Origin of the sequence: Emcibacter sp., from assembly GCF_963675455.1 — a bacterium.
GTDB lineage: Bacteria > Pseudomonadota > Alphaproteobacteria > Sphingomonadales > Emcibacteraceae > Emcibacter.
The window spans coordinates 807,428-821,420 of record NZ_OY776217.1 but is presented as its reverse complement, the minus strand read 5'-3'; the positions used below and the strand labels follow the sequence as shown (position 1 = coordinate 821,420).

General features: G+C 53.8%; 12 protein-coding genes. 11 read left to right on the top strand and 1 reads right to left on the bottom strand.

Going from position 1 to position 13,993, the window contains the following annotated elements; all coding sequences use genetic code 11:
* Nucleotides 1-140 precede the first annotated feature (140 nt).
* The 3 genes from ACORNT_RS03790 (at nucleotide 141) to ACORNT_RS03780 (ending at nucleotide 3,025) form a co-directional block, all read left to right on the top strand.
* Nucleotides 141-1,736, top strand: coding sequence for a lysine--tRNA ligase (locus ACORNT_RS03790; protein WP_321395526.1), 1,596 nt, complete (start codon nucleotides 141-143; stop codon nucleotides 1,734-1,736).
* Between the two features lie 332 nt (nucleotides 1,737-2,068).
* Nucleotides 2,069-2,716: a sugar transferase gene (locus ACORNT_RS03785; protein WP_321395524.1), complete on the top strand. Its 648-nt coding sequence runs from the start codon at nucleotides 2,069-2,071 to the stop codon at nucleotides 2,714-2,716.
* Between the two features lie 54 nt (nucleotides 2,717-2,770).
* On the top strand, nucleotides 2,771-3,025 hold the full coding sequence (locus ACORNT_RS03780; protein ID WP_321395522.1) for a hypothetical protein: 255 nt from the start codon (nucleotides 2,771-2,773) through the stop codon (nucleotides 3,023-3,025).
* A 253-nt stretch (nucleotides 3,026-3,278) separates the two neighbouring features.
* Here ACORNT_RS03780 and ACORNT_RS03775 read toward each other — a convergent pair whose 3' ends face one another.
* Nucleotides 3,279-4,778, bottom strand: coding sequence for a methyl-accepting chemotaxis protein (locus tag ACORNT_RS03775; RefSeq protein ID WP_321395520.1), 1,500 nt, complete (start codon nucleotides 4,776-4,778; stop codon nucleotides 3,279-3,281).
* A gap of 310 nt (nucleotides 4,779-5,088) precedes the next feature.
* On the opposite strand from ACORNT_RS03775, the gene metK reads away from it, so the two are divergent.
* From metK to truB, 8 genes are all read left to right on the top strand, one after another.
* Nucleotides 5,089-6,255 (top strand): methionine adenosyltransferase, encoded by a 1,167-nt coding sequence (gene metK / locus ACORNT_RS03770; RefSeq protein ID WP_321395518.1) that lies wholly within the window; start codon nucleotides 5,089-5,091, stop codon nucleotides 6,253-6,255.
* Nucleotides 6,256-6,302: 47 nt separating this feature from the next.
* Nucleotides 6,303-7,028 carry a tRNA (guanosine(46)-N7)-methyltransferase TrmB gene (trmB, locus tag ACORNT_RS03765; RefSeq protein ID WP_321395517.1) on the top strand — a complete coding sequence of 242 codons (726 nt, stop codon included), beginning with the start codon at nucleotides 6,303-6,305 and terminating at the stop codon, nucleotides 7,026-7,028.
* Between the two features lie 221 nt (nucleotides 7,029-7,249).
* On the top strand, nucleotides 7,250-7,750 hold the full coding sequence (gene rimP, locus ACORNT_RS03760; protein WP_321395515.1) for a ribosome maturation factor RimP: 501 nt from the start codon (nucleotides 7,250-7,252) through the stop codon (nucleotides 7,748-7,750).
* A gap of 67 nt (nucleotides 7,751-7,817) precedes the next feature.
* A complete protein-coding gene (nusA, locus tag ACORNT_RS03755) occupies nucleotides 7,818-9,398 on the top strand; it encodes a transcription termination factor NusA (protein WP_321395514.1) in 1,581 nt (526 codons plus the stop codon).
* 23 nt (nucleotides 9,399-9,421) lie between these two features.
* The gene (locus tag ACORNT_RS03750; protein WP_321395512.1) at nucleotides 9,422-10,024 is read left to right on the top strand and encodes an RNA-binding protein; all 603 of its coding nucleotides are present in this window, start codon (nucleotides 9,422-9,424) and stop codon (nucleotides 10,022-10,024) included.
* 17 nt (nucleotides 10,025-10,041) lie between these two features.
* Nucleotides 10,042-12,594 carry a translation initiation factor IF-2 gene (infB, locus tag ACORNT_RS03745; RefSeq protein WP_321395509.1) on the top strand — a complete coding sequence of 851 codons (2,553 nt, stop codon included), beginning with the start codon at nucleotides 10,042-10,044 and terminating at the stop codon, nucleotides 12,592-12,594.
* Nucleotides 12,595-12,672: 78 nt separating this feature from the next.
* Entirely contained in the window at nucleotides 12,673-13,095 is a 423-nt protein-coding gene (gene rbfA, locus ACORNT_RS03740; protein ID WP_321395507.1) for a 30S ribosome-binding factor RbfA, read from the top strand.
* The gene (gene truB / locus ACORNT_RS03735) at nucleotides 13,095-13,988 is read left to right on the top strand and encodes a tRNA pseudouridine(55) synthase TruB (protein ID WP_321395505.1); all 894 of its coding nucleotides are present in this window, start codon (nucleotides 13,095-13,097) and stop codon (nucleotides 13,986-13,988) included. Before rbfA ends, truB begins: the two co-directional genes overlap by 1 nt.
* Nucleotides 13,989-13,993: the final 5 nt, after the last annotated feature.

Genomic DNA, 13,993 nt, shown 5'->3' with positions numbered 1-13,993 from the left:
AAGAAAATTATTGCCACTATTTCCCGGCCGGGAAATTTAACGGTCGGGAAATCGTGACAGTTGACGAAGGCGACGCTTGGCCTTATGAAACCTTCGGTTTACACTAGTTTATTGGTACCCAGAACAAAGGTTTTTTATCCATGACTGCATCACCGGAAGTTATCGCCCAAGCCCTTGACAGCAAAGCCTGGCCTTTCCAGGAAGCCGAGAAGCTGGTGAAGCGTGTTGAGAAGGCCGGGAATAATAAGGATCATGTGCTGTTTGAAACCGGTTACGGTCCCAGCGGCCTGCCCCATATCGGCACCTTTGGCGAGGTGGCCCGGACGACCATGGTGCGCAAGGCCTTTGAGCTGATTTCCGATGTGCCGACCAGGTTAATCGCCTTTTCAGACGACATGGACGGATTCCGCAAGGTGCCGAGCAACCTGCCCAATCAGGAGATGCTGCAGAATTATCTGGGCATGCCGCTGACCAAAGTGCCGGACCCGTTCGGTACCCATGAGAGTTTCGCCCATCACAACAATGACCGGCTGTGTAAATTCCTCGACAGTTTCGGCTTTGACTATGAATTCAGAAGCGCCACCGAGGCTTATCTTTCCGGCGAGATGGATGAAACCCTGCTCAAGATGCTGGCAAACTACGACAGGATCATGAAAGTGATGCTGCCGACGCTGGGCGAGGAACGTCAGAAAACCTACAGCCCCTTTCTGCCGGTCTGTCCGCGTACCGGCCGGGTGCTGCAGGTGCCGCTGGTGGAACGCAATGTGGAAGCCGGCACCATTGTCTATAAAGACGAGGAAACTGGCGAACTGGTGGAAGTGCCGGTGACCGGCGGTCACTGCAAGGCCCAGTGGAAGGCCGACTGGGCCATGCGCTGGGTGGCGCTTGACGTGGATTATGAAATGTCCGGCAAAGACCTGTATGAGAGTGTGAAACTTTCCAGCAGCATCGCCCGCATTCTGGGCAGCGAGCCGCCGGAAGGGTTTAACTATGAACTTTTCCTGGATGAAAACGGCCAGAAGATTTCCAAATCCAAAGGCAACGGCCTGACCATGGAGGAGTGGCTGCAGTATGGCACACCGGAAAGTCTGGCCCTTTATATGTTCCAGGCGCCGCGCAAGGCCAAAAAACTCTATTTTGACGTTATTCCCAAGGCGGTTGATGATTATCTGACGTTCCTGTCCAAGTTCCGTGAACAGGAAGGCAAGGAGAAATTCGCCAATCCGATCTGGCATATTCATAGCGATAACCCGCCGGAAGAGGATGTACCGGTGACCTTCTCCCTGTTGCTCAATCTGGTCAGTGCCAGCAATGCCCATGACACGGAGACCCTGTGGGGATATATCAGCGCCTATGCGCCGGATGCCACGCCGGCGGATCATCCGCTGCTGGATCAACTGGTTTCCTATGCACTGGTTTATTATGAGAATTTTGTCAAACCGACCAAGAAATACCGGACGCCGACAGAGCAGGAAATTACGGCTCTGGAAGATCTGATCAAAGAACTGGAAGGATTGCCGGAAACAGCCGAGGCCGGTGACTATCAGACAGCGGTCTTTACGGTCGGCAAGGCCCACAATTATGAAAATCTGCGGGAATGGTTCCAGACACTTTATGAAATCCTCCTGGGTCAGCAGCAGGGTCCCAGAATGGGATCTTTTATTGCCTTATATGGTCGTAGCGAAACTATTAACCTGATGAGGCAGGTGATTGAGACAGGGGGTCTCCAGCAATAGCCGGACCTGAGAGCTTAATCAGACGTGAAATCTGACGTTAATATTTTGTTGCTAATGCAAAAGCACTATATTGGTTTTTATTGGTTTTTTCTCCTTGCAATAGAGAATCAGTGATGTTACTTCAAAGTTAAATTTTCTAGGGGGCGTTGCAATTAATACTTTTTCAGGTCGGTTTTGTTTAGTGTGCGATGATCATAATCTTGTCACGATCTGTATTTATTCTTGCAAAAATTGGGGGAGTTACGACAATTGCAGTTCGTTAAGGCGCCTGTTAATTGCTCGTTAACTTTAAATGGTTAGTGTCTGGCTAACCTGAAAAGAATGAGGAAGTGATGTTAGGTCTTACATATAAGAGGTTCTGGAAAAGAATTATCGACATCCTGGGGGCAGCTACCATACTGGTTATGATCTCCCCCCTGTTGATATTTGTGGCCGTTGCAGTACGCCTCAAACTGGGATCTCCTGTACTTTTCAAGCAGGAACGGCTTGGCCTCAATGGCCGTACATTTGAGATTTACAAATTCCGGAGCATGACCAACGAGAGAGACGAAAACGGCGTTCTTCTTGAAGACCAGCATCGACTGACCAGATTTGGGAAACTTCTTCGGGACTGGAGCCTGGATGAACTGCCCCAGCTGTGGAATGTCCTGATTGGCGATATGGGTCTGATCGGCCCGCGGCCGTTTATTGCAGAATATGCTTCCCGCTACACAACAGAGCAGATGCGCCGTCATGAAGTTCGTCCCGGGATCAGCGGCTGGGCCCAGGTGACAGGCCGCAATTCCATCAGCTGGAACCAGAAATTTATTCTCGATGTCTGGTATGTGGATCACTGCAGCCTTTTCCTGGATCTGAAGATCCTGCTTTTGACATTGCCTGTTGTTCTGAATCGTACAGGGGTCTCTGCCGACAACCATGTGACCATGCCGAAATGGACTGGTCGGGGCGAGGACATGGAAGAAAAGGTTCTTTCCGAGTAACAGAGCCCCCGGATATTTTTTCAAGGCCGTATTCTCGCAGGGAGTACGGCTTTTTTGCTGCCTGACATTTATATGGGACGCCGCAGTGTCAAAACCGCGGGCGGCACCACCACCACCTTCCTGCATGACGGGGTGGAAGAAATTGCCGATTATCAGGGTTCAACCCTGTTGCGCCGATATGTGCACGGCCCGGGGGTTGATGAATATCTGGTCATGTATACCGGGTCAGGGACCGCGAACAAGTTTTACTACCATGCCAATCACCAGGGCAGCATCATCAATTACGGTGACAGTAACCAATTACGGTGACAGTAACCGAATTTAACTTTTCTCCCGCCTTCTGCCTTTTCCCGGGCCGCGGGTGCTGTTATAGACGGTGAGATAAGGGGCAATACAGTGCAGAAGCCGCGGGGAAATTGTCTCAATGCAGCCGAGATCATAAATGGACTTGAAGTGGACGGAGGCGCTTTCCTTCCTGAGGGCACAAGCGCAAAAGAAAACAGGCCCGCTACCGGGCCTGTTTTAGCAAAGACTGGTCCCTGCTGCACGCAGGGTTAATAGGTTAGCTTTTCACCACCTGATCGATGAAGTCATCGATTTCCCGTTCCATGGACTGGCTTTCCTTGACCAGTGAGGCGGCGGCGTCCACAACCTGTTGGGCGCCCTGTCCCACTTCAGAGGAGGATTCATGCACGCCGGTGATATTTTCCGAGACTTTCTCGGTATCCCGGGCTGCCTGAGAGATGTTTTTGGCAATCTCGCTGGTGGCTGTTCCCTGCTGCTCCACGGAGGAGGAAATTGAAGTGGCGATATTGTGCAGGCCGTCAATGGTCTTGCGAATGGTGCCGATGGCGCTGACCGCCTCATTTGTGGAATTCTGCATCTCCTGGATCTGAGCCGTGATCTCTTCCGTCGCGCTGGCTGTCTGGTTGGCCAGGTTTTTGACTTCCGAGGCGACAACCGCGAACCCCTTGCCGGCCTCTCCGGCGCGGGCGGCCTCGATCGTCGCATTCAACGCCAGAAGGTTTGTCTGTCCGGCGATATCGTTGATCAGTTTGACCACATCCCCGATCCGGGAAGAGGCTTCTGACAGGGTCTGTACCGTACCGTTGGTCCGGTCGGCTTCTGTAACGGCATTTTCCGACATTTGTGAAGATTCCTTTACCTGACGGCTGATTTCGAGAATGGACTGGGAAAGTTCCTCGGCAGCCCGTGAAACGGTCTGAACATTCTGGGCGGCATTTTCAATGCTGCGGGAGGCCGAATTGGAATCCGTATTGGCCTTGCCCGCGGTGGTTGACATCTGCCGGGCGGTTTTTTCCATATCGTTTGACGCGTTGGCAACCATGCCGGCCATCTGCCGGACACGCTCGGACAGGTGCATCTGTTCCGACATATTTTCCCAGATGATCATGTTGCCGATATAAAGTCCCTGTTCGCTGCTGATGGCTGATATATTCAGTTTCAGCGTTACATCGCCGATTTGCACCAGTTTGACAGCCGGCAGGTTGGCTGGATTGGACATCAGTTGACGAAAGGCAGTCTCGTCCTTATCCAGAACGCTGATGTCCGTACTGACCAGTCGGGAAGGATCAAAGGGCAAAATCGCCTTCATTTCCCCAAGGGCTGCTTCACAGGCCTTGTTGACATAATTAATAAGGCATGACCCGGGATCGCACAGAACGACATTGGCCGGCATATTTTCTATCATGGCGGTTAGTTTGGTAGCATGGGCGTCGGTATTTTTCTGTTTTGTGACCACGTGCCATGTGACCAGAAGCTGGCCTGAAGTCTTGCCGTTTTGCAGAACGGGAGTCACCAGTATATCGAGGAATTGATCACCGATTTGCACGGACTCACGCAGCGGGAAACTTTCCGGATCAGACATAAGGTCGCGCGGAGCGCCAATATCGCCAAAAAGAATGTCCAGGGACTTGCCGATCAGGGCCTTGCCTGTGACGGGAAGTATGTCGTGCAACTGATCTGATGTTTGTATGCATTTATCGTTACAGTACAGAATTTCCAGTGTGCCCGCGTCACAAATCATAAGGTTTACGAGCATGGATTCGATCCATTGCTCCCTGTCTGAACCCTGTTCGTTTGTCTGCCTGACCAAAGTAATATTATTGTCGGATGCGATGTCCGCCTCTGTTTTTTTTATAAATTTCGAAAGCATTCAGGTTCCTCGCAACTATATTTTAAACCTAATTATATATTTTTTATTTAACTGCCCATTGATAACCCAGGCGGATTAACTTTCCGTAAACGATAGTTGTGCCAATAAATTGCAACGCAACACAACATAAAGCTTTCTTTATATAAAAGATATGTTATATGGTTTGGGTTAGAAATTTGAATTCAGGAGATATCAGGTGTCCAGGCAGAATTATTTATTTACCAGTGAATCCGTTTCAGAAGGCCATCCCGACAAGGTCGCCGATTGTATATCGGATTCCATTCTGGACAGGTTTCTGAGTGTGGATCCGGAATCCCGGGTTGCCCTCGAAACCCTGGTGACGACGAACCGGGTTGTTCTTGCCGGTGAAGTCCGGGGGCCTGAGTCCATTGACTCGAAAGCAATGGAGCAGATTGCGCGGGATGCGGTTCGCCGGATTGGCTATGAGCAGGATGGTTTCCACTGGGAAAATATGGAAGTGGATTGTTATGTTCATGAACAGTCTGCAGACATCGCAGTGGGGGTTGATGCGGCCGGCAACAAGGATGAAGGTGCCGGCGACCAGGGTATTATGTTTGGATATGCGACGAAGGAGACGGAAGCTCTCATGCCGGCGCCGATATATTATGCCCATAAAATCCTGCGGTCTATGGCTGATGCGCGGCACAGCGGTGAAGCGCCGGAACTTCAGCCCGACTCCAAAAGCCAGGTCACATTGCGTTATGAAAATGGTGTACCGGTCGGGGCTTCTTCGGTGGTTGTTTCGACCCAGCACGGTGCAGACGTGTCCCAGGAGCGGGTCCACGAGGTTGTTCGTCAGCATATCGAAAAATGTCTGCCCGAGGGCTGGATGTGTTCCGAGGACGAGCTCTATATCAATCCGACGGGCATTTTTGTGATTGGTGGTCCGGACGGGGATGCCGGCCTGACCGGGCGTAAAATCATTGTTGATACCTATGGCGGCGCTGCGCCCCACGGCGGTGGTGCTTTTTCCGGCAAGGATCCGACCAAGGTTGACAGGTCTGCGGCCTATGCGGCCCGCTATCTGGCCAAAAATGTGGTTGCGGCCGGTCTGGCCGAGAGATGCACCATTCAGCTGTCCTATGCCATCGGTGTTTCAAAACCGCTGTCCCTTTATGTGGATTTCCATCAGACCGGAGACGTGGATGCAGCCCGGCTGGAAAAAATTCTTATGCAGGTAATGGACCTGAGCCCGCGGGGAATCCGTGAGCACCTCAAGCTGAACAAGCCGGTTTATGCCCGGACCGCCGCCTATGGTCACTTCGGTCGTCAGCCGGATGATGACGGCGGCTTCTCCTGGGAAAAAACCGATCTCGTGGACGAGTTGAAAAAACTTTTCTGACCGCTTTTCCCGTGGACAGTGAAAGGTTGCATGGGTATATGAGAGCCATGCGAGACCTCGAGAACATTCAAAGCAGCAGAATATTCGGTCGCCGCCAGGGCAAGCCGCTGAAAGCGGCCAGCCAGGAGCGGCTCGATCGCCTGTTGCCGGCGCTTGAAATCAAGCTGCCGGAAGAGGGCGGGCAGCCATTGCACCCGTCGGTGTTTTTTTCAACGGAGGGCGACGGCGTCTACAGGGAATTTGCGCTCGAAATCGGATTTGGCAAAGGCGAACATCTGGCCTGGCAGGCCCGGGCCAACCCGGGCCGGGGTTTTATCGGCTGTGAACCTTTTATCAATGGCGTTTCGGGCCTGGTTGACAAGATTGACGAATATGGGCTTGAGAATGTCCGGATTTTTGCCGATGATGCCCGTCTTTTAATGGACCGGCTGGCGGACCAGAGCCTGGATCATGCCTATATTCTGTTTCCGGATCCCTGGCCCAAAAACAGGCATCACAAGCGGCGGGTGATCAATGAAGGCAATATTAAAGCCCTTGCAAGGTTGCTCAAAGATGGCGCCAGATTGAATATCGCAACAGACCACCGCGAATATTGCCGCTGGATATTGTCGCACATGCTGGCCAGCCCGGATTTCACCTGGCTGGCTTCCGGTCCGGAGGACTGGCATGTGCGCGGTGACGACTGGCCCGCGACTCGTTATGAGGCCAAGGCGCTGGAACAGGGGCGAAGAAGTACCTATCTTCGTTTTGGGCGTCGTTGTCGGCAAGCCTGACGATCCCTCGATTTATCCGCAATTGGCCGGGGAAAAAGCTCTTGAAGTTCCGTTATTTTCAGCTATATATATAGCATCCGAATCACTTGAGATTATTTTAGGTGCGGGCAAGTGGATCACTGCCTGCATTTTTATTTTCGGGAATTGTTCGTCTGGCAGGGCAGGTATACTGGTTGAAAACCTCTGTCCCGGACCAGGGACGGAAAGAATAAACGAGGAAAATGGCAACCGCTCTGACGGACAGAATTACACGACTGGTTGAACCGGTGGCAACGGCTCTTGGATATGAGCTGGTGCGTGTGGCTATGATGGGCGGGCCCTATGGTGGTTCCGTGCTGCAGATCATGGCAGAGCGTCCCGACGGGACCATGCTTGTTGAGGATTGCGAAAAGCTCAGCCGTGAAATCTCGGTGATCCTGGATGTGGAAGATCCGATCTCCGGCGAATATACGCTGGAGGTGAGCTCCCCGGGGGTTGATCGCCCGTTGACGCGCAAAAAGGATTTTGCTGCTTACGCCGGTCACCTGGCCAAGTTCGAGCTATCCGAAGCGGTCGACGGTCGTCGCAGGTTCAAGGGTATGCTTCTGGGTATGCAGGACGATATGGTCCAGATTGATGTTGAGGGCGAGAAGGTCGAGGTTGACCTTGGGAATGTGCACAAGGCAAAACTTGTGCTGACCGATGAATTGCTGAAGAAGGCCGGTGCGCAAGCGACCGGCTGAATGAGAGAATTGAAAGTATTACGATGATCAAAAGGGCCCGGCAAGGGGACAAATCGGAGTTCAAGGAATGACAACGGCTGTAAGTGCAAACCGGCTCGAATTGTTGCAGATCGCTGATGCTGTAGCGCGTGAAAAGAATATCGATCGGGATATCGTGCTCGAGGCGATGGAAGAGGCAATTCAGAAAGCTGCCCGTTCCAGATATGGTATTGAGAATGACATCAAGGCCTATATCGACAAGAAAACGGGCGATATCAAGCTGTACCGGGTTATGCAGGTGGTGGATGAAGTGGAAAATTTTTCCACGGAAATCACTGTCGAGGATGCTCGTGCTTCCAAGCCGGATGCCGAGGTCGGTGATGTGCTGGCTGATGAGTTGCCGCCGATGGATTTCGGACGTGTCGCCGCCCAGACTGCCAAGCAGGTCATTGTGCAGAAAGTGCGCGATGCCGAACGTGCCCGTCAGTATGAAGAATACAAGGACCGCATTGGCGAGATTATCAGCGGCGTGGTCAAGCGTGTCGAATATGGCAACGTGATTGTGGATGTGGGTCATGCCGAGGCGATTATTCGCCGTGACCAGCTGATCCCCCGCGAGCATATCCGCACCGGGGAGCGCGTTCGCGCCTATATTGCCGATGTGCGCCGTGAGCCGCGCGGTCCGCAGATCTTCCTGTCCAGGACCCATCCTGATTTTATGGCCAAATTGTTTGCCCAGGAAGTACCGGAAATTTATGACGGTGTTATCGAGGTCAAGGCTGTCAGCCGTGATCCGGGCAGCCGTGCCAAGATTGCCGTATTCAGCAACGATGGCTCTATCGATCCGGTTGGTGCCTGTGTCGGCATGCGTGGCAGTCGCGTGCAGGCGGTGGTCAATGAACTGCAGGGTGAAAAAATCGACATTATCCAGTGGTCACCGGATATCGGCACCTTTGTCGTCAGCGCCCTGGCGCCGGCTGAGGTGTCCAAGGTGGTTCTGGATGAGGAAAAAGAACGGCTTGACGTGGTTGTGCCCGAAGATCAGCTCAGCCTGGCGATCGGTCGTCGCGGCCAGAATGTGCGTCTGGCCTCCCAGCTTGTGGACTGGCAGGTCGATATCATGACCGAGGCCGATGAGTCCGAGCGCCGCCAGGCAGAATACAAACAGCGGGCCGACCTGTTCGTCGATGCGCTGGATGTGGATGAAACACTGGCCCTGCTGCTGGTGTCCGAAGGTTTCCGCAATCTGGACGAGGTTGCCTATGTGGCCCCTGACGAGTTTGCCGGAATCGAAGGCTTTGATGCGGAACTGGTTGAGGAACTGCAGAACCGTGCCCGTGAAGCTCTGGCCGTCGCGGCGGCAAAGGCGGAATCCGAGCGTGTGGACCTTGGTGTTTCCGACGAGCTTGCCGCAATTGAAGGACTGACGTCACCGATGCTGGTGACCCTTGGTCAGGCCGGCATCAAGACTCTGGATGACCTTGGTGACCTGGCTGCAGATGAGCTGACCAGCAGTGAGGACGGGATCCTTCGTGAATATGGCATGAGCGAAGACCAGGCCAACGAGATTATCATGGCGGCCCGCGCTCACTGGTTCGAGGATGAAGAGGACGCCGCAGAAGCTGAAGAAGCTGAAGCCGGTGCAGATGAGGAGCCTGCCGGCGAATAACCGGCTGGTGGCAAAACGGCACCTTGGCAAAAGCGGTTCGTGAAAGAAAATGCCTGGTAACGGGCGAGGTTCTTCCCTCCGAAAGGATGATCCGCTTTGTTGTTGGGCCGGATGATGTAATTGTTCCTGATCTGGCGGCAAAGCTGCCGGGACGGGGATGCTGGATAACAGCCGACCGGACCTTGCTGGACAAGGCAGTGGACCGGAAGCTTTTTGTCCGCTTCGGACGCAAGGCCCTTGGCCGGGAAGGAAAGATAACCGTTCCGGAAGGGTTATCTGTTCAGGTCGCTGATCTGTTGCGCAAAAGATGCCTGGATTATCTGGCATTATGCAACAGGGCGGGGCAGCTGGTCGGTGGATTTGAAAAAGTCCGAAGCCGGCTCGAAGGTGGCAAAAGCCGCCTCGTGGTGATGGCCTCTGATGTGGCGGATAACGGGCGCAGTAAATTGTGCCGGGGCATTGAAAATATACGGGTAATTGATATTTTTACCCGTGACGAACTAAGCCGGACCCTTGGTCTGGAGAATGCAGTACATCTGGCATTGTTGCCGGGTGGAATGTCGGAGAGTTTTCTGAAAGAAGCAGGTCGTTACCTGTCTTATCTCGGAAAAAATGAAGATCAGTGATTTAAGGCGAAAAAAGAATGAGTGACGATAAAGACAAACAGAAAACACTGTCGACCTCGGGGCGGAAAACTCTCCAGTTGAAACCATCAACTGCGGCTCCTGCGCGCGGCGGTAGTGGTGTCGTTGTTCAGCGCAAGAAGAAACTGATCCTGAAACCCGGCGAGACAGCCCCCTCCCCCGTGGAAACATCAGTTTCTGTACCGGCTGTGAAAAAAGGCGTGAAAAAACCGGCTTCGCCGGCAGCGGAAAAGAAAGCTTCGGTTGATCTGACCCTGACGAAAGGTGAGCGGGAAGCCCGGCTTAAGGCCCTTGATCTGGCCAAGAAAGCCAGTGAACAGAAGGCTAAAGAAGAAGCGGAGGCAGCCAAGAAACGGGCTGTTCTCGAAGCGGCGCGCGCCAAAGAACTGGAAGTAGAAAGGGCGAATAAGCCTGTTGTTTCTGAAAAAGACCGCCAGGAAGCTGAAGAGCAGGAAAAAGAAAAAGAGAAAAAACGGCAGGCCGAGCTTGAGCTGAAACGCCAGAAGGAAGAAGAAGCCCGTAAAAAAGCGGAAGAAGAAGAGAAAAAGTCTGCGGCAAAACCGGCGGCAAAACCGTCTGTTGCAGCTCCGGAGCGTGATGATGAAGCCGCCAGGGCTGCCCTTAAACCAGCACGTGGCAAAGCTGATCAGCCGCGCCGGCGTAGTGGAAAAATGACTGTAACCCAGGCGCTTGTCGGTGGCGAAGGGGAAACCCGTCAACGATCCCTGGCCTCTCTGAAGCGGGCTCAGGCGAAACACAAGCGACTTGTGGGCGGGGCGGCAAAGCCGGCCCAGAAGCTCTATCGTGAGGTTGTGGTGCCGGACTTTATCACTGTCCAGGAACTGGCCAACCGTATGACGGAAAAGGGCTCCAACATTATCAAGGCGCTGATGAAAATGGGTGTGATGGCTACTATTAACCAGACCATTGACCAGGACACGGCGGAACTGATTGTCGAGGAATTCGGTCATAAAATAAAACGCGTCAGTGAATCCGACGTGGAGCTTGAACTGACAGGTCCCGAGGATCGTGTCGAAGACATGAAACCCCGCGCGCCGGTGGTGACCGTCATGGGCCATGTGGACCATGGTAAAACATCAATTCTGGATGCCCTGCGCAAAACCGACGTGGCTGCGGGCGAAGCCGGCGGCATTACACAGCATATCGGCGCCTATCAGGTGCGTATGCCCGGCGGTGAGCGGATCACATTCCTGGACACGCCTGGCCATGCCGCCTTTTCCGCCATGCGCTCCCGCGGTGCCCAGGTAACGGATATCGTTATTCTGGTGGTTGCGGCAGACGACAGCATCAAGCCCCAGACCATCGAAGCGATCAGCCATGCCAAGGCGGCTGGCGTGCCGATCATTGTTGCCATCAACAAGATGGACAAACCGGACGCCAATGCAGACCGGGTCCGTCAGGATCTTCTGCAGCACGAAGTGTTTGTGGAAAATATGGGCGGTGACGTTCTTGATGTGGAAGTGTCCGCCAAGAAGGGCACCAACCTGGATAAGCTGGAAGAGGCAATTCTTCTTCAGGCCGAACTCCTGGACCTGAAGGCAAATCCCGATCGTCCGGCGGAAGGTGTCGTTGTCGAAGCGAAACTGGACAAGGGACGCGGACCGGTGGCGACAGTGCTTGTCAACCGGGGCACTCTGCGGGTTGGCGATATTTTTGTCGCCGGATCCGAATGGGGCCGGGTGCGTGCGCTGATTAATGACCGCGGCCAGCAGCTTCAGGAGGCCGGCCCGTCCGTTCCGGTTGAAATTCTTGGCCTGAACGGCACACCTGAAGCCGGTGACGAGATGGTCGTGGTGGAAAATGAGGCCCGGGCCCGGGATGTGACTGATTTCCGCTCCAGGCAGAAGAAAGAGAAACAGTCTTCCCTGCCGAAGGCCAGCCTGGAGGCCATGTTCAGCAAACTGGCCGAGAAAGAAGTTGCGGCTGTTCCTGTGCTGATCAAGGCCGACGTACAGGGTTCTGTGGAGGCCATTTGCGGCGCGCTGGATAATCTGAGCACGGAAGAAGTCACCGCACGGATCCTGCATTCTGCAGTTGGCGGCATATCTGAATCAGACGTTCAGCTGGCGTCGGCTTCCGAAGCGCCGATCCTTGCCTTTAATGTCCGCGCCAGCCGCAAGGCGGCTGATCTGGCGCAGCAGGAAGGTGTGGAAATCCGTTATTATTCCGTGATCTATGATCTTGTGGATGACATTAAAGCCGTGATGTCAGGCCTGCTGGCCCCTGAACTGCGGGAGACCATCATCGGTACTGCCGAGGTTCTGGAAGTCTTTGCGGCCGGCAAAACCGGCAAGGCCGCCGGGTGTCTTGTCGTTGACGGTATTATGAAAAAGGGTGCCAAGGCACGCCTGCTGCGGGACGATATCGTTATTTACGAGGGCGACCTTGGGTCACTGCGGCGTTTCAAGGATGACGTCAAGGAAGTCAAGGCCGGTACAGAATGCGGTATGAATTTCGAAAATTACAATGACCTGAAAAAAGGTGATTTGATTGAATGTTTCGAGGTTGAGGAAATTAACCGCGAGCTTTAAAATTCAAATTCTGCCGGTGCAGAACAGCCCCCTGTGATATAGTCTTTCGCAGGGGGTATCTTATTTGAGGTGCATATTATGTCCAGATCATCACATTTTCAGGATGAACGTAATCCCGGACACCGCCTTTTGAGGGTGGGGGAAAACATCCGTCACGCCATGTCAGAAATATTGTCGCGGGAGGACCTGCAGGATCCTGCCCTGGAAGGCGTTTCCGTCACGGTGACCGAAGTGCGCTGCAGTCCGGATCTCCGCAATGCCACCATTTTCGTGATGCCTCTGGGCGGCGTTCATGAAAAGGATGTTGTTGACGGCCTTAACCGTTGCAGCAAATTTCTGCGCGGCCAGCTGGCACGCCATGTGAGCATGAAATATCTTCCCCGGCTTAAATTTCAGGCCGACAGCAGTTTCGGTGAAGCAGATCACATCGAAAAGCTGTTGCACAGCCCGCGTGTTGCCCGGGACCTGGAACCGCGGGACGGGGAATCGGAAGACGAATAGTGGCGCGAAAACGCAAGGGCAGCAAGATTGACGGCTGGCTGGTTATTGATAAACCCCTGGGCATGACTTCTACACAGGTGGTCGGCAAGGTGCGTTGGCTCACCAAGGCGGCTAAAATCGGCCACGGCGGCACCCTTGATCCGTTGGCAACCGGCATTTTGCCCATTGCCATGGGAGAAGCGACAAAAACCATCCCCTTTATCATGGAGGCGCGTAAAACCTACCGCTTTACCGTGACCTGGGGCGAGGAGCGCAGCACCGACGATGCAGAGGGCGACGTCACCCTGACGTCCGGGTGCCGGCCTTCAGAGGCTGAAATCCGCAATATCCTGCCACAATTTACCGGTACAATCCTGCAGTGCCCGCCTGCTTTTTCGGCCATCAAGATTGATGGGAAAAGAGCTTACGACCTTGCCCGGGCGGGGGAAGCGCCTGAGATGAAGGCGCGTGAAATAACCATTTTCAGCATCAGGCCCCTGGAGCTTCAGAAGGACTGTGCAACCTTTGAAGTGGAGTGCGGAAAAGGCACCTATATCCGCTCCCTGGCGCGCGATATGGCGCGCGCGCTCGGGACTTGCGGTTATGTTTCCATGCTCCGGCGAATGAAAGTCGGTTGCTTCGGGGAAAGTGAGTCGATTTCGCTGGATAATCTGGAGAAATTGGTTCATAGTGCGCCGCTTGAGGACCGGATTCTTGCCGTTGAGACCGTGCTGGACGACATCTTGGCACTGGCCGTTACGGAAGAAGAGGCGAAGCGCCTGCAACAGGGGCAGAAACTCCCGGTTCCCAACCGCGCCGAAGGACTGGTTCGGGTCACATGCGAAGGCAGGTTTATTGCCCTGGCGGAGATTTCGGAAGGTATCGTGAAACCGGTGCGGGTTTTTAATCTATGATTTAA

What these genes read in the sequence shown, in the direction of transcription:
- ACORNT_RS03785 (WP_321395524.1), top strand. Translation starts at nt 2,069, where the DNA reads ATGTTAGGTCTTACATATAAGAGGTTCTGGAAAAGAATTATCGACATC.
- ACORNT_RS03790 (WP_321395526.1), top strand. Translation starts at nt 141, where the DNA reads ATGACTGCATCACCGGAAGTTATCGCCCAAGCCCTTGACAGCAAAGCC.
- trmB (WP_321395517.1), top strand. Translation starts at nt 6,303, where the DNA reads ATGCGAGACCTCGAGAACATTCAAAGCAGCAGAATATTCGGTCGCCGC.
- nusA (WP_321395514.1), top strand. Translation starts at nt 7,818, where the DNA reads ATGACAACGGCTGTAAGTGCAAACCGGCTCGAATTGTTGCAGATCGCT.
- rbfA (WP_321395507.1), top strand. Translation starts at nt 12,673, where the DNA reads ATGTCCAGATCATCACATTTTCAGGATGAACGTAATCCCGGACACCGC.
- infB (WP_321395509.1), top strand. Translation starts at nt 10,042, where the DNA reads ATGAGTGACGATAAAGACAAACAGAAAACACTGTCGACCTCGGGGCGG.
- ACORNT_RS03775 (WP_321395520.1), bottom strand. Translation starts at nt 4,778, where the DNA reads ATGCTCGTAAACCTTATGATTTGTGACGCGGGCACACTGGAAATTCTG.
- rimP (WP_321395515.1), top strand. Translation starts at nt 7,250, where the DNA reads ATGGCAACCGCTCTGACGGACAGAATTACACGACTGGTTGAACCGGTG.